We start from the raw sequence: 17,425 nt of genomic DNA, 5'->3' as shown, positions 1-17,425 counted from the left end.
CATTTCTGTTAGGACTGAAAGAATTTCTAAAGTGGTATAAACAAATTAATAACAAAACAAAAAGAAACGACTTATAGTCGTTGGAGGTAATTTAATATGGCAGTAGCAAAAAGCGGCGATACTGTAAGAGTTCATTATACAGGAACGCTGAAAGATGGTAAACAATTTGATTCATCAATTGGTGGTGAACCTTTAGAGTTTACCATAGGCGATGGAACAATTCTGGAAAAATTCGAAGAAGCTGTTATTGGTCTGCAGCCCGGCGAATCAATTAACATCACAATTCCGGCTGAAGAAGCTTATGGTGCTCGAAGAGATGATTTGATTATCAAAATTAGCAATGCGAATCTTCCCCCGGATTTAAATCCAGAAGTTGGAATGAAACTTCACATGCAGACAGCGGATAATCAAATTCTTGCTTTGCGCGTTGTTGAAGTATTACCAGATGGTGTAATGATAGATGCAAATCATGAATTGGCTGGCGAGGATTTGAACTTCAACATTCAGCTGATTGAAATTCTATAATTAGATAATATTTTGCATCTTATAGATGTATTTAAGCGGCCCAATACCATGGGTCGCTTTTTTTCTTATTACCCTTAAACTCTATTTTACTAACCGATAAAATTTTTTACCACAAATATTAAATTCTATCAACTTTTTAAAATTCATACTCAATTGTAATATTATATTGCTTTGATTGAATTTACTTTTAAGAAACTTAATGAATTTATTGAAGGCGTGAATTTATTATTTCAAAAAGAATATTTATGCTGCTTAAAATCATGTTGAAAAAGAACTTATCTCAGCAATACAAGTTTTTTTGTTTGTGTAAAAGAACCAGCGATTAATCTGTAAAAATATATTCCACTTGGTAAGTCTGCAGCATTCCAATTTAAAGAATAAATGCCAGCCGGCAATTTTTCTGAAATTAAAGTAGATATTTCTTTTCCAAGCGTGTTATATATCTTTAATGTTACAAATGAACTTGTTGAAATGCTGAATTTAATTGTTGTAGCGGGATTAAATGGATTTGGATAATTTTGTTCTAAAGAATATTTATATTTTATTTCTGATGGAATAATACTCGTAATTACTGAAGAATCAATTCCACCAAATCCAGCTGGGGCAGTAATATCATTTGTAATGCAAAGTTTATCAAGACAGGCGCCATCTTCGCGATATCCAATTTGAATTGTGTGATTCCCTTTTGTTAATTGATAGCTGTTTAATTTTTTCCATTCCCAGCCGTTTGTTTTTAATCCATTGGAATTATAAAATTGATTGTTATCAACTGTAATCCAGAATGAATCATCATCGTATGTGGGACAATTTACCCGTGCAAAAACATAATAGGTTGTATCAAGTTTTACATTAAATGGAATTGTAAGTAAATCTTCTTGTAACAAGGGCGGTGAATTAATTGATTGAATTCCTGCTCGAACCGTTATGTATTTTCCATTAGATGCAGCAGCATCTGAAATGATATTGTAATTACTTCCTTCTTTTACAAATCTTTCAGCTTCAAACCATAGATATTCGAGTTGACCCTGCTGAAAAACAGTATCTTCTTGGGTGAATAAGTTTAAGTCAATTGATTCTCCCATTTTTTTATAACCTTCAGCATCAGGATGCAAACCATCATTCTGAAATGATGAAATTATTCTTAATGTATCTTGTGGGTCACGCATAATTTTATCGAAATCAATACATGCATCAAAATTTCCTTTTGTTCGAATCCATTGATTGACAATGCTTCGGCATAATTCACTATATTGATTATAATATTGGTTTCCCTTAAATGGCATTATTGTAGCACCATAAATTCTAATGTTCTTTACATGAGCTTTGGCAATCATCTGTTTATAAGCATCGATGAGATTATTTGCAACAGTTTTTGCTGCATCGGCAGTTTTTACACTTCCAATATCATTTACTCCTTCAAATACAATTATCCACTTTACACCCGATTGGCCAAGTATATCTCTGTCAAATCTGCTTACAGCTGATGGACCAAGACATTGTGACAAAACACAATTGCCGCCAATTCCAAGATTCAAAACACCGATATGTTGAGTTCTCGGATCTCGCAAGAGTTTTTCTGAAAAAATATCAGTCCAGCGATTTTGCATGTTTGTGGTTGAACCTCTTCCATCTGTAATTGAATTGCCGAGAATTGCAACACTCGCATAATTTGATGGAACTAATACTTCAATTGCATTAATGTTATACCAGTGGTCAGTTGTAACTGCGCCAGTAAAATCTTTTACTTCTGGATTATTTCCTGAAATTATGTAAGAAGTAGTTCGAGAACCAGGATGTCCAGTAACAGTTGATGATGTTTGTCCAAAATAAATTGTTATAGCAACATCCATTCTTGGTTTTAATTCAAATGCAATTGGGTCAGATGTAACCGCAGTTCCTGGACTAATTGTTAATTCAGATTTGCCATTAAATGTTAATTCTTTGTTGGTTGATACATCAATTGAACTTCCTCCAGTTGATGCAGCTATTTGAACAGATTTTATTTCAACTGGTTGATAACTAAATTCATTAGAAATTTTAAGTCTAATTGTATCGCCGCCTATAGAAACTCGAACTACTTGTCTTAATGAATTATTTGTTAAACCTGGAGAGGGAGGCATATTGTTTGGTTCAACAAGCTGAGGTGCTGTTGCCCATGTGCCAACCCATTTTTTTGATTGTCCCGAAATAAATTCTGTACAAAACAATAAAATGAAAAATAGTATCGTTATTAAAGAAATAAACGATTTTGAAGTTTTACTAGAAATTATGTTTCCCATAATATTTCTCTAATGATGTTTATAAATTGAATATATGAAAAGGAATTAACTGAAAGTCAAATTAAGAAATGAAATTAAGAAACAAAAGATGCGTATGATAGTAATTTTTATCAATCTAAGTTTAATTAAGAAAAATTGTTTATTAATAGAGTTTTTTTGATGGGGATATTTCATAATTGGCAGGGATTATCTTGAAGGAATTAAAAATGGGCACAGAAAAAATTCTGTGCCCGATTATAAAATTAATTTTCGTATTCTCCTTGCATCTCCATTTCGTCTGGACGTTCTTGTTCTCTTCTTTCATTTTTATAATTGTTGATGTTAAATCTCAAATTCAGCATGACCATAGGCCATTCACGCTCTGCGGAACGATAATTATAAAAATCGAATGATTGAGTTTCCGTTTTAAATTTCGATGCCCCAAATAAATCTCTAACCTGCAAAGTAGCTGTTAACATTTTTCCAATTAAATCTTGTTTAAGTCCAATGTTTGTTGTAACAAAACCTTCTCTTCTTCCTTGAGACGAAACCGTTGGACTGTTATACATAAAATTAATTTGCAGCTGTGTTGAACTAAATAATTTAATGTTATTATTAAATCTCAAATTCCAATTAAAGCTGTTTCGAGAAAATGGGATTCCATTTAAGTCACCTTCAATTTTATAATTGTATAGATTACCCATTAAGTTTACATTCCAGTTTTTGATTAAGTCGAAATTAAAGAATAACTCTGTTCCCAACGAGTAATCTTTTCCAACATTTTTTACAGATTCAAGATTAACATTTTCTGAATAGACAGAACGAACATGCTCAATTTTATTATTTGTTACTCTGTAATATGCATCAATTGAAAAAACAGTTTTTCCGAATAATGCCTGATAACTTAATTCGTAAGAATCAATAAGTTCTGGAAGCAAAGATGGATTACCTACTCGTACATTGTAAGCATCCATCCATGTATAAAATGGTTCATAATCCCATCCGCGTGGACGATTAATTCTTCTTGCATAGCTCGACATTATCTGATGTCCAGGAAAAATTTCGTATGAGAAATGAATTGTTGGAAAATAATCCCATCTGTTGATAGTGAAGCTTTGATTTGTTTCGTTTAATATTGTTTTGATGCCCGTGTATTCTGTTCTAAAACCAAGCTGATAACCAAATGAAGAAATTTTATCTGAGTAAAGTGTATAAAATGCAAGTTCATTTCTTGAAAAATCTGATTTATTGCTATACTGCTGATTGAGCTCAAAAATTTCTGATGTTCTGTTAAAATCGAACAACTTGTGGTCTTCACCAGATTTTTCAATTATTCCTTGATAACCAGCTTCAAATTTTCTATTTGAACCAAGTGGAAGTGTGTAATCAATTTTAGTTCTCAATTGATTTTCTGGTTCATCTTCCTCGGTTCTTTTTCCAGTTATGATTTGATTGATATTAAATAATTTATTTGTCGATTCACTATTTGATTGGCTTGAGTTGTAAGATATGTCGGCAGTTATTTCATGTCCCTTTTGTTCAAATTGATGTTTGATGTTAGTAAATATTTCATAATAATCACCGGAACGATTATCATCGGTATAACTCAAATAACTTAAGGGATTTTCATTTAGAGAAGTCCATTCACTATAATTTCTATTTGAGTTTCCGCCAAAAGATCTTCCTCCCCATCTTCCGCCTAAAGAGATATTGTTGCTGCCAAAATCAACAGATACACTTCCGCGTAGTCCCCAGAAATTCATTTTTCTATTCATTCTTCCATCAGAATTGTAATAAGAAGTTTTTATTCCATCATAAGTCCAATTGCGTTCAACAGAATTGATATACATATTTCTATTGTTATAATTTGCACCGAGTGTCACTTGCACATTATCTCTTTTAAAATCACCAACAGCTTCACCGCCGTATTTATTTCTCAAGCCGCCATTCAAATTCAACATTCCGCTTGCACCAATATTTTTATTTTTTTTCATTACAATATTGATTATGCCAGCCGTTCCTTCAGGGTCATATTTTGCAGATGGATTTGTAATGATTTCAATGTTTTCAATTGCACTTGCTGGAATTTGCTGCAATGCTTCGCTGCCTTGCAAGATAGATGGACGGCCATCAATTAATACTGTAAAGTTTCCACTGCCTCTTAAACTTACATTTCCATCAATGTCAACTGTAATTGATGGAATATTTTCAAGTACATCTACAGCAGTTCCGGAAATTGATGAAAAACTCTCGCTAACATTAATTACTTTTTTGTCAATCTGATAAGATATTTGAGCTCTCTCGCCGCTTACTACAACATCTTTTGTTTGAATGGTTTTTGGTTTAAGATAAATTTTTCCCAAATCGACTTTTGTATTTCCTCTTATTTGAATTTGGTTAATGAATGTATTTTCAAATCCGATAAAACTTACTCTTAAATAATAATTTCCGCTTCTAATGTTTTCTAAAGAGAAATAACCTTGAGAATTTGTAACAGTTCCAGTTACTTGTGTGCTGTCTGATGCTCTAAACAAAACAATATTAGCAAATTCCATTGGAACAGAAGAAGAAGCATCATAAACATAACCAACTATTTCGCCGCTTCCCATTTGTCTTGGCTGTGCAAATGATAAAAATGATGTAAACAAAAATGCAATCAAAATCTTAAGAGTATTTTTTGCCATAAAAAGCACCTTTATTTTTTCTAAAATCGTTTATTTGACAGAAAGTTTTTTAATATGGTTTAAGATATAAGTTTTCCTTGTGCATAAAAGTTCATTTCAATGTAAAATTTCTTTACAACAGTATTAAATTAAGTTGATTTCTATTGATACTTTCAACTACTATAATTAAGTTCACTTAACATATTATTCCACTTAATAAAAAAATGATGGATTATGAAAACTTCTGGTTACATCTTTATGTTTCTTGCATGGGGTGCAATAATTTTACTTGTATTCTATTGCTTTTATAAAATATTTAAAACAAGAAATAATGATTCGAAAACATAAAAAATCTTTTTTATCCACGGTACATCATCTTTAATCCTCAAGTAAATAATTCAGTTTTATGATTTTAATTAATCTAATTGGGAATTCTATTTGTCAAAATCATGCATATTGTACTATCTTAATTAAAACAGGTCAATTATGAAAAACATGAAAAAATTTTCTATCTGGATTGCTATAATCATTTTACTAATCATATTAATTTTGCCCAAAATCATAATAAATAAGAATAATGACTCACCTTCTCAAAGTCCAAGAATGCAGGCTTTGAATGTAAATGGCATCATAATAAAACCCAAATATTTGCAGAATAAAATTTTTTCTAACGGAACATTGATGAGTAATGAAGAAGTTGAGATTAGAAGTGAAATCACCGGAAAGATTACTCAAATTTTATTTGAAGAAGGGAAAAGAGTTAAAAAGGGAGATCTTCTTGTTAAGATAAATGATGCAGAACTGCAGGCAACATTAAAGAAAAATAAATCTCGTGAAACATTAGCCAGAGATAAAGAATATAGATACAAACAACTTCTCGAAAAAAATCTTACAAGTCAGCAGGAATATGATGTGGCACTTGGAGAGCTTAATTCAGTTCTTGCAGATATTGAATTTACTCAAGCACAAATAGAAAAAACAGAAATACGAGCACCATTTGATGGAATAATTGGACTGCGTTCTGTGAGTGTTGGAAGTTATATTTCACCTCAAACAAAAATTGCAACTCTTCAAAATATTAATCCAATGAAAGTTGATTTTTCTGTTCCCCAAAAATATTTTGGTTTAATTAGGGAAGGAAAAACAATTTATGTCAGGTCATCTTCAACAGGCAAAGTTTATACTGGAAAAATTTATGCAGTAGAACCGAAGATAGACCAGAATACAAGAACGGTCCAAGCACGTGCTGTAATTCCAAATGAAAGAGGTGAACTTACACCAGGAGCTTATGTTGAAATCGATATTGTGCTTGAAGAATTTAATAATGCAATTCTGGTTCCATCAGAAACAATTGTTCCAGATTTTGAAGGAGAAAAAGTTTTTGTTTATCGAAATGGGAAAGCTGTTCCACAATATGTTACAACTGGAATTAGAACAGAAAAAGAAGTTCAGATACTAAGTGGACTTAAAGCTGGTGATACATTAATTACCTCAGGAATTATTCAATTGAAACCAAATCTTAAAGTTAAGCTCAACTTAATGAATTAAATAATTTCAAAAAATGTTTGATAACAAAAAGAAAAGATTAATATGAGTTTATCATCAATTAGCATACGTCGACCTGTTCTTGCTATAGTAATGTCGCTTACAATCGTTTTATTTGGAATTATTGGTTATACTTTTTTAGGAGTAAGAGAATACCCAAGCATTGACCCGCCTATAATTACAGTATCAACAAGTTATGTTGGTGCAAATGCAGAAGTCATAGAATCACAAATTACAGAACCACTCGAAGAACAAATTAATGGAATAGCTGGAATCCGTTCATTAACTTCAGTAAGCCGTGACGGTAGAAGTGTAATTACAGTTGAATTTGATGTTTCGGTAGACCTTGAAGCAGCAGCAAATGATGTTAGAGATAGAGTTTCAATTGCACGTGCTCGTCTTCCCCAAGATGTTGATCCGCCAACTATATCCAAAGCAGATGCTGATGCAGTACCAATTGTTTTCTTAAATATCAAAAGCGACAAAAAAAATCTTCTTCAATTAACTGATATTGCTCAAAATATTTTTAAGGAAAGATTGCAAACAATACCAGGAGTAAGTCAGGTAAATATTTGGGGTGAACGCAGATATTCAATGCGTTTATGGATGGATCCATCAAAACTTGCAGCACATGGTGTTACTCCTCTTGATATTAGAAATGCTTTGAATAGAGAAAATATTGAACTGCCTTCTGGACGAATTGAAGGAAGCAATACAGAATTAACTGTAAGAACTCTAAGCCGATTATCAACTGTTGATGAATTTAATAACCTAATCATCAAAGAATCAAATGGAGCAATTGTCAGACTTAAAGATGTAGGATATGCTGAATTGTATCCGGAAAATGACCGCTCTATATTAAGGCGCGATGGAGTTCCAATGGTTGGAGTTGTTCTTATTCCTCAACCTGGTGCAAATCATATACAGATAGCTGATGAATTTTACAAACGAATTGAACAAATTAAAAAAGATTTACCTCCAGATATTGAACTTGGTGTTGGATTTGATGTAACAAAATACATTCGTAATTCTATTGCGGAAGTTAAAGAAACAATTTTACTGGCTTTTGCTCTGGTAATTTTAATTATTTTTTTCTTCTTAAGAGATTGGAGAACAACATTAATTCCGATTATTGCAATTCCGGTTTCATTAATTGGTTCGTTTTTCATAATGTATCTTGCAAATTTTTCAATTAATGTTCTTACACTTTTGGGATTGGTTCTTGCAATTGGAATTGTGGTTGACGATGCAATTGTTGTTCTTGAAAATATCTACAAAAAAATTGAACAGGGCATGAATCCTATTGAAGCTGCAACAAAAGGTTCATCGGAAATTTTCTTTGCAGTAATTTCGACAACAATTACACTTGCAGCAGTATTCCTTCCAATAATGTTTCTGCGCGGAATTACAGGAAGATTGTTTGTAGAATTTGGAGTTGTAATTGCCGGCTCTGTAATTATATCTGCTTTTGTTGCATTGACATTAACACCAATGTTAAGTTCAAGATTATTGAAATCAAAAGAAAAACATAGCTGGTTTTATTATAAAACAGAGCCATTCTTTAGATGGATTGAAAATTCATATCGAAATGCACTTGAAAGTTTTATGAAAAAGAGATGGCTTGCTTTTGTTATAATGATTGTTTCAATCATAATAATTTTTTTAATTGGAACAAATCTGCAGTCAGAACTTGCACCAATTGAAGATCGCGGTGAAATACGTGTTCAATCCACAATGCCTGAAGGAACATCATTCGAAATGATGGACAGATATATTCAGCAAATGACAAAAATTCTCCAGGATTCAATCAAAGAAACAGAAGCAATTATTTCTGTAACAGCTGGAGGAGGTGGATCAAGTGGTGCTAACAGCGGTTTTGTTCGATTAACTCTTACTGATGCTTCTAAGAGAAAGAGAACTCAACAAGAAATTGCAGAACAAATTACTGGCATTACACGTAAACTAAATGATGCTCGTTCATTTGTTGTTCAAAGTCAATCAATTTCTACAAGAAGAGGAGGACTGCCAGTTCAATATGTTATTCAGGCTCCAAATTTTGAAAAGCTGAAAGAAGTTGTTCCAAAATTTCTTGAAGCTGCTCAAGAAGACCCAACATTTGCAAATGTAGATGTTAATCTGAAATTCAACAAACCTGAAATTGTTGTTGAAATCAATAGAACAAAAGCAAGAGAACTTGGTGTAACTGCAATGGACATCACTCAAACACTTCAGCTTGCTTATAGTGGTCAAAGATTTGGCTATTTCATAATGAATGGAAAACAATATCAGGTTATTGGTCAGGTTCTTCGTGAAAATAGAAATAAACCAATTGACCTTGCTTCGCTGTATGTAAGAAATAATAGAGGTGAATTAATTCAATTGGATAATCTTATAACAATGAGAGAACGAAGTAATCCTCCGCAGCTTTATAGATTTAACAGGTATGTGAGTGCAACTTTTTCTGCAAGTCTTGCACCAGGCAAAACAATCGGCGATGGAATTAAAGCAATGGATGCCATTGCTAAAAAAGTTCTTGATGATAATTTTTCTACAGCACTTGAAGGTGCATCCAAAGATTTTGTTGAAAGTTCTTCAAGTCTTCTTTTTACATTTGTTCTGGCTTTGATTCTAATTTATTTAACACTTGCAGCTCAGTTCGAAAGTTTTCGTGACCCGCTGATTATTATGTTCACAGTTCCGCTTGCAATTGCAGGGGCACTATTTTCTCTCTGGTATTTTAATCAAACACTAAACATCTTTAGTCAAATTGGTCAAATTATGTTAATTGGACTTGTAACCAAAAATGGAATTTTAATTGTAGAATTTGCTAATCAGAAAAAAGCACAGGGACTATCAGTAATCGAAGCTGTTAAGGAAGCTGCTCGTTTACGATTGAGACCAATTTTGATGACAAGTTTTTCAACAATACTTGGAACACTGCCAATTGCACTTGCACTTGGTGCTGGTTCTGAAAGTCGTGTTTCTATGGGAATAGCAGTAATCGGCGGTTTAATTTTTTCAACTATATTAACTTTGTTTGTAATTCCAGTTATTTATTCTTACTTATCTGAAAAAACTAAATCTGTAAGCAATGTAGTTGTTGGAGAAGTTGAAAAAGAAATTCTACATATTGATGAAAAAGAAATGATTACAAAATAATTAGTTCATATCTTTGCATTATTCATCCATTTATTTGTTGGAATTTTATGAATGAAAGTCCCAGTTCCAAAGCAAGCATCCTAAAATCTTTCTCAAAGAATTTTTGGACAGTAATTGTAATGGAATTTTTTGAACGCGGCTCTTATTATGGAGTTATGTCTGTGTTGTCTGTCTATCTTGTTTTGAATGCAAACGAAGGAGGCTTGGGTTTTTCTAAAGAAAGCGTTGGAGTAATTAAAAGCACAATTACACCATTACTTTATTTTCTTCCAATTCTTTCTGGTGCAATTGCAGATAGATTTGGTTACAGAAAAACATTAATGTTTGCATTTGTTATGATGAGTTTGGGATATTTTCTCACTTCTTTATTTACTTCTTATGCTCTTGTATTTGCAAGTTTGATTTTGATGGCAGTTGGTGCCGGCTTTTTCAAACCAATAATTTCTGGAACAATTGCAAGAACAACAGATAAATCAAATTCCACACTTGCATTTGGAATTTATTACTGGTCAATTAATCTTGGTGCATTTTTATTTCCATTAATTCTTGTCCCAATGCTTAAACAAATTTCATGGAAATATATTTTTATAATGGCAGCAATTGGAACAGGCTGGCTTTTGCTCTTAAATCTTTTTGTATATAAAGAACCCGAAAAACCAACGAGCACTAAAACATTGAAGAATGTATTATTTGATATGTTCAAAGTTCTTGGAGATTTTAGATTTGTGATTATGATTGTAATTTATTCGGGTTTCTGGATTTTATATTTCCAGCAGTTCGATACAGTTCTTTGGTATGTAAAAGATTATGTTGATACTGAACCTGTAAATAAACTTGTAAATTCATTCTTATCAATTTTTGTATCCAATCCAAACTGGAAGTTTGATGTTGAGCATGTTACTGTTATCAATGCAGGAACAATTATTGTTCTGCAAATTTTTATTTCAAATTTAGTTAAGAATAAAAAAGCTCTTCCAACAATGATTGCAGGAATTACTCTTGGAACACTTGGAATGGCAATTCTTGCTGTATCAACTCATCCTTTTGTTTTTATTGCTGGAATTTTCATTTTTTCAATTGGAGAGATGACTGCGCATCCAAAGTTTATTAGTTATGTTGGATTAATTGCTCCCGAAGATAAAAAAGCACTTTATCTTGGATATGCATTTTTATATGGTGTTTTAGGCAGCGGAATTGGCGGAATACTTGGTGCAAATCTTTATGTTCATTTTGTTGATAATCTTAAAAACCCTACTTTACTCTGGATAATTTTTAGTTCTATTGGATTGCTCACAATTGCTGGTTTATTGCTTTATAATAAATTTCTTGCACCCAAAAATGTAGATGCATAATCAATTACATAAAAAATTTCTGAATTCATTTTTATTACCCCTCAAAACTTTTTTGTAAAAATTATTGAGAGGAGTTTATTGTTTTGATTAATTTTAATTAACTTGAAAATGATTAATAAGTAACTTCTGAAAAATTTATAATGAAGAACACAATGAAGTATCCCATCAAATAAATAAAAATTATTTTTTACTAATCACAAAATTTATGTTGAATGTTATGAAATTAAAATTATTTCTCCTTCTGCTTCTTTTTTTGTCATCAACATTTTATGCACAGCAGGAAAATGTTCCAATTGAACATGATGTTTATGTTTTTCTTAAAGAAATGAAAGTGAAAAAAATATTACAGAATATTCATGATGATAATCCAGTAATGTCAAGGGCAGAAGTTCGAAATCATCTTGAAGAAATTCAAGCCAAATTTAATTTGTTAAGTGATACGGAGAAAAGATTGTTAAAAAAATATCAGGATGAATTTTATGATGATTTAGCCGATTCAACAAACACAATGCAGTTTGCAGGTTATTCAGAAATATTTTCAAAAGACTTGCTTGATATTTTTTCAAATAAAATAAAATACATTTATGCTTACCGAGAAGAGAAAGCAAACCTATATCTCGAAATGCTTGGAAGAGCATTGCATGGACAAAATTTAAAACCTGAAATCAATAACTCAGAATTGTTTGATATTGGCTTTAGGCTTCGCGGCACTCTGTTCGATAAACTTGGTTATAATTTGACTGTTCAGAAAGGAGGAGTTGCAGGTTCTCAAAATTATGCTACTACATTCGATCCAAGATTAAGATACAATTTTAAATTCTACGAAAACATTGAAAATATCGGCAACTATGATTTTACTGAAGGATACTTAAGATACTTCAACGAACCAATTGATAAAATGAAATTATCATTTCAGATAGGAAGAGAAAAAATAAAATTAGGTTATGGTTATGGAAGCAAATTAGTTCTTTCTGGCGACCATCCTTATCTCGATTTTATTAAAATGGATTTTAATTATGGCATAATTAGTTTTTCTTCTCTTCATGCAACTACAGTTGGCGAATTTCATGTTGATCGCTCTCTTAATTACACAAAATTTTATGCATACAACAAATTGAAATTTTCATTCAAAGATTTGTTCGAAGCGGGCATTGGAGAAGCAGTTATTTACACTGGAAGAGGAATTGACCTTGCATATCTAAATCCTTTTGCATTTTATAAATTCGAAGAGATGTCGCTTCAGGATAGGGACAATGGGGTTCTCTTCTTAGATTTTCAATCGGACTTTCTTAAAAATCTCGAAATTCAAGCTACATTTTTTCTTGATGAAAATATTCTTTCACATCTTCAGGATTTAGAATTATATTCAAATAAAACTGCATATCAAATTGGAGCTTTCTGGTATTCACCATTTTCAATTAATGATTTATCATTAGTACTGGAATACACAAAAATTCGTCCTTATGTTTATAGCCATACTAACATTAAAAATTCATACACTGCACATGGTGAATTACTTGGACATAGAATTGGACCAAATGCAGATGAAATTTATTCTAAACTTTCATATAACTTTTCTGAAAAGTTAAGAGGAAGGTTTGAATATCAGCATATTCGTTCAGGTGAAAATATTTATGATGCTCAGGGCAACTTAGTCTTTAATGCAGGAGGAGATGCATTTCAACCATTCAGAGATGGAATAGATGCACAGCACATAAAATTTTTAGACGGCGAAAGAATAAATAAAGATATTTTTACTCTTGGATTTCGTTATGAACCTTTTAGAGAAATATTCTTTGATTTGAATTATTCTTATTTGATTCAAAAAAATATTACAAAAGAAAAATCATTCTACTCGAGCTATGCTTATTTGAAAATGACTCTTGAGTTTTAATAAGTATTATTGATTTTCGATTTTCATATTTGGAATAACAATTGTAAATGTGCTTCCCTTTCCAACTTCACTTTCAACCCAGATTTTACCACCAAGTTTTTCAACCAATTCTTTGCAAATTGTTAAACCAAGTCCTGTTCCCTTCTCGTTATTTGTTCCCCTTGTTGTAAAACCAAATTCACCGCCAAAAATTTTGGAAAGATTTTCTTTTGGTATGCCTATTCCTGAATCTATAATTTTAATTTTATAACCATCATTTTCTTTTGATGCAATAATCTGAATAGTTCCTTTGCGTGGAGTAAATTTGATTGCATTAGAAATTAAATTTCTTAGAATAGTATTTAGCGCATGCTGGTCTGTGATAATTTCATAAGCAGGATCAACTTTCTCAATTATTTGAATTTCTTTATCACTGTAAATTGGCTGATAGAGATTAAGAACTTTTTTTACTTCATCAAATAAGTTTAATTCTTTTGGTTCAATTTTTAGTCTGTTTCCTTCGAGTCGGCTCCAGTCAAGAACATTTTCCAACAGCTGAAATTGATTTTTTACAATAACATCGAGACTATGAGCATATTCTTTTATTTCCTGGTAAGTCAGGTATTCAGCACTTGTAGCAAGTAATTCAGTGTAACCTAAAATTGGTGTAAATGGACCTCTTAAATCGTGAGCTAAAACCGAAATGAACTTGTCTTTGTTTTTGTTTAATTCTTCAAGCTGTTTGGAATACTTTTTAATTTGTTCTTCTTTTTCTTTTCTTTCTGTTATGTCAATCTCCATTCCAATAATATAAACTTTTCCATTTGATGCATCTCTCAATGGAAATTTATGAGTCAACCATACATACTTTTTCCCTTCATTTATAATAATCTCTTCAAATACTTTTGACTGCATTGAGTTAAGAACTTCTGCATCATGCTCGCGAAGTTTTTGAACAATCTCGGGTTCCCAAATATCTGAATCTTTTAATCCTTTCCATTTTCCATTTCTGAACTTTTCCGGCAGATATTGTTCTGCAATTTTATTCATGTAAACTAAATTTCCTTCTTCATCTTTGATAAATGTACTCATTGGTGAATTGTTAAGAAATTCATAAAACTGTTCTTGACTCAATTTAACTTCTTTCAAATATGAATAAAGCTTTCTAAAGACAAAAACGAAAGCAAATGAACCGATGAACCAAATCAATAGGTGAAGAATTATATCATTTTTAAGTTGATGATAATAATATTTGTCGTAATTAGTAGAAAGAATTGCTATGCTGTAAGCTCCTTTAATTTCTCCAATCTTTTGGTCCGAATGACAAGATAAACATTCTTTCTTAATTTTTAATGGAATAATGTATCGAAAGTATTCATTGTTATTAAGAGTATCAAAAGAATAGAATTCACTTTTCCCTTTCTTGAAATATTCGAATGATTTTGATTCCCAATTATCAGCTTTATAATCAGGATTGACAGAGTTTAACGAAGTTAATCTAATTATTAGTTTGTTTTTGTCTTTTAACTGTTTTTGAAATTGTTTATACATTAAGGAAGGATAAACGATGTGAGGATAGTTTTTAATAGTAGTATCAGTTTTTACATAAACCCATCCCTTGGATATAATCCAATTTGAATAAAGTGTATCTTGTTCAACAAGTGTGCGGGCTTCGTTCAAAAATAATTCATTATGTGTTGAATTGAGTTCTGATATTTTCCATGAAAGGAAAAAAATAATTACAGCAGTCCACCCTATCAACAATAGAACAAAAGTTAACTTGTGGCGGCTGATTACTTTATTTATATCAATGTTATGAGAAAGCAAACCAATTTTATATTTATGTGATTCTTTCATTGTTGATTTAATTAATTACTAATAAAAATAAAATTAATTGTTTTGAAATACTAATGGAATTAAAAATATCAACATAATTGGGGATAGAGGGAAGTGGAGAAACCGATGTCGAGGGCAAAACACCGGCTGGAAGAACTTCCCTCTATTTTATGTATGAGTGGAATTAATGAGCAATAAATCATAATAATTCACTTTAAGAAGAATAATTGAAGAAAAGACAACTTTCTTTACTACATTATCGAAATTTTTTGATTTTTCTTTAATGAAGAAAGGTCATTTGTTTAATAAAAACAAACAACCTTTCTTCAATTGAAAATTTATCTAACTTTTATATGAAGTTCTGTTAATTGTGATTCATCAACATGGGAAGGCGAATCGTCCATAAGAGACATGCCGCTTGAAGTTTTTGGAAATGCAATTACATCGCGAATAGAAGATTTGCCAGCAAAAAGCATAACAAGTCTGTCAAAACCAAAAGCAATCCCGCCATGGGGCGGAGCGCCATACTTAAATGCATTCATCAGGAATCCAAATTTTTCTTTGGCTTCATTTTCATCTATACCAAGAACTTTGAACATCTTAGCCTGCAAATCAGCATTATGAATTCTAATGCTACCGCCAGCAATTTCATTTCCATTTAATACTAAATCATAAGCACGAGCTTTTACTTTCAGTGGTTCAGTTTCCATCAAATCTACATCTTCAAGTCTTGGCGATGTAAAAGGATGATGCATTGCATAGTATCGTTTTGTTTCTTCGTCCCATTCAAATAATGGAAAATCCGTAACCCACAGAAGAGATGGTTTTGCATCTGGTTTAATTAAATTCATTCGTTTTGCCATCTCGAGTCGTAATGTGCCCATGATAGAAAGTGTTCTTAATCTCTCTCCTGTAAGCAGCAGTATTAAATCTCCTGGTTTAGCTTGAAGAGCTGCAATTAAATTCTTTTTTTCTTCATCACTTAAGAACTTAGCAATAGGAGCCTCAACATCATTTTCTTTGACACGCATCCAGATTAAACCGCCTGCACCTAATTTCTTTGCGTAATCAGTCAATCCATCTAATTGATTTCTTGTATAATCTCCGCATCCTTCTGCAACAAGTCCTGTAATAATTCCATTTTTAGAAATTGATTCTTTGAAAACTCTGAATTCAGAATTTTTGAAAACATCATTTAATGTTTTTAGTTGAAGGTCAAATCTCAAATCTGGTTTATCACTTCCATATTTTTCCATTGCCTCATCAAAAGTTAATCGAGGAATTGGAGTTTGAAGGTCAATGTTCCAGATTTCTTTGAAAAAGATTTTCATTAATCCTTCAGCTATTTCCAGAACATCTTCAACATCAACAAAGGACATTTCAACATCAATTTGAGTAAACTCATACTGACGGTCGGCTCTTAAGTCCTCATCTCTAAAACATTTTACAATTTGGAAATATCTGTCAAATCCAGCAACCATTAATATTTGTTTATAGGTTTGAGGTGACTGCGGTAATGCATAAAATTTTCCTTTATGTAATCTGCTTGGAACAAGAAAATCTCTTGCACCTTCAGGAGTGCTTTTCATTAATACAGGAGTTTCTATTTCAATGAATCCATTAGAATCAAAATATTTTCTTGTGAGTTGATACATTTTATGTCGAAGCAAAAGATTCTTTTGCATTTCTGGTCTTCTTAAGTCGAGATATCGATATTTCAATCGAATGTCTTCACTCACATCAATATTATCTTCAATTGGGAAGGGCGGAGTTTCGGAAGGATTAAGAATAATAAGTTTATCTGCCATAACATCAATATTTCCTGTTTCGAGAGCAGGATTTTCAGTTCCTTCAGGTCTTCTTCTTACTTTACCTTCAACAGAAATTACATATTCACTTCTTAATTTTTTTGCCTGTTCGTGTGCTTCTGCATTATGACTTGGTTCAAATACAACTTGAGTAATTCCATATCTATCTCTTAATTCAATAAAAATTACACCTCCTAAATCTCTTCTGGTTGCTACCCAACCGTTTAATACAACATTTTCGCCGATGTTCGATTCTCTAAGCTCACCGCATGTATGTGTTCGTTTTTTGAATTTCATCTTTTCCAAGAGCTCCTTTGATTTTTTTGTTGAGGAATCAAAAAATTTTGGCAAAAATAAACAAATATTAAAGGGATTACAAATTTTCAAAGCTTTTCAATAAGAAGAT

Annotated in this window: 9 protein-coding genes; 5 read left to right on the top strand and 4 right to left on the bottom strand. The window is 31.7% G+C overall.

The features are described 5' to 3' along the window. The first annotated feature begins 96 nt into the window (after positions 1 to 96). The gene (locus tag AC27L2_RS06760) at positions 97 to 525 is read left to right on the top strand and encodes an FKBP-type peptidyl-prolyl cis-trans isomerase (RefSeq protein ID WP_487210954.1); all 429 of its coding nucleotides are present in this window, start codon (positions 97 to 99) and stop codon (positions 523 to 525) included. 275 nt (positions 526 to 800) lie between these two features. On the opposite strand, the gene AC27L2_RS06755 is transcribed toward AC27L2_RS06760, so the two are convergent. Both AC27L2_RS06755 and AC27L2_RS06750 read right to left on the bottom strand, forming a co-directional pair. Beyond that, positions 801 to 2,804 (bottom strand): GDSL-type esterase/lipase family protein, encoded by a 2,004-nt coding sequence (locus tag AC27L2_RS06755; protein ID WP_487210953.1) that lies wholly within the window; start codon positions 2,802 to 2,804, stop codon positions 801 to 803. Between the two features lie 242 nt (positions 2,805 to 3,046). Beyond that, positions 3,047 to 5,467: a TonB-dependent receptor gene (locus AC27L2_RS06750; RefSeq protein ID WP_487210952.1), complete on the bottom strand. Its 2,421-nt coding sequence runs from the start codon at positions 5,465 to 5,467 to the stop codon at positions 3,047 to 3,049. A 465-nt stretch (positions 5,468 to 5,932) separates the two neighbouring features. On the opposite strand from AC27L2_RS06750, the gene AC27L2_RS06745 reads away from it, so the two are divergent. The 4 genes from AC27L2_RS06745 to AC27L2_RS06730 all read left to right on the top strand — a co-directional run bounded on the left by AC27L2_RS06745 (position 5,933) and on the right by AC27L2_RS06730 (position 13,396). Then, complete coding sequence (locus tag AC27L2_RS06745) at positions 5,933 to 6,994, top strand: efflux RND transporter periplasmic adaptor subunit (RefSeq protein ID WP_487210951.1); 1,062 nt, start codon at positions 5,933 to 5,935, stop codon at positions 6,992 to 6,994. A 42-nt stretch (positions 6,995 to 7,036) separates the two neighbouring features. Next, positions 7,037 to 10,150, top strand: a complete 3,114-nt coding sequence (locus AC27L2_RS06740) for an efflux RND transporter permease subunit (protein ID WP_487210950.1) — start codon at positions 7,037 to 7,039, stop codon at positions 10,148 to 10,150. Positions 10,151 to 10,197: 47 nt separating this feature from the next. Next, positions 10,198 to 11,502 (top strand): MFS transporter, encoded by a 1,305-nt coding sequence (locus AC27L2_RS06735; protein ID WP_487210949.1) that lies wholly within the window; start codon positions 10,198 to 10,200, stop codon positions 11,500 to 11,502. A 217-nt stretch (positions 11,503 to 11,719) separates the two neighbouring features. Then, the gene (locus AC27L2_RS06730; protein ID WP_487210948.1) at positions 11,720 to 13,396 is read left to right on the top strand and encodes a capsule assembly Wzi family protein; all 1,677 of its coding nucleotides are present in this window, start codon (positions 11,720 to 11,722) and stop codon (positions 13,394 to 13,396) included. Between the two features lie 6 nt (positions 13,397 to 13,402). Here the strand turns inward: AC27L2_RS06730 and AC27L2_RS06725 are convergent, their stop codons facing one another. Together AC27L2_RS06725 and aspS are read right to left on the bottom strand one after the other, a co-directional pair. Beyond that, positions 13,403 to 15,232 (bottom strand): ATP-binding protein, encoded by a 1,830-nt coding sequence (locus tag AC27L2_RS06725; protein WP_487210947.1) that lies wholly within the window; start codon positions 15,230 to 15,232, stop codon positions 13,403 to 13,405. 317 nt (positions 15,233 to 15,549) lie between these two features. Beyond that, positions 15,550 to 17,316 (bottom strand): aspartate--tRNA ligase, encoded by a 1,767-nt coding sequence (aspS, locus tag AC27L2_RS06720; protein WP_487210946.1) that lies wholly within the window; start codon positions 17,314 to 17,316, stop codon positions 15,550 to 15,552. Positions 17,317 to 17,425: the final 109 nt, after the last annotated feature.

Source organism: Rosettibacter sp. KY25 (assembly GCF_057554405.1).
The sequence above is the reverse complement of the archived record's forward strand: the minus strand, read 5'-3'. Positions and strand labels throughout refer to the sequence as shown.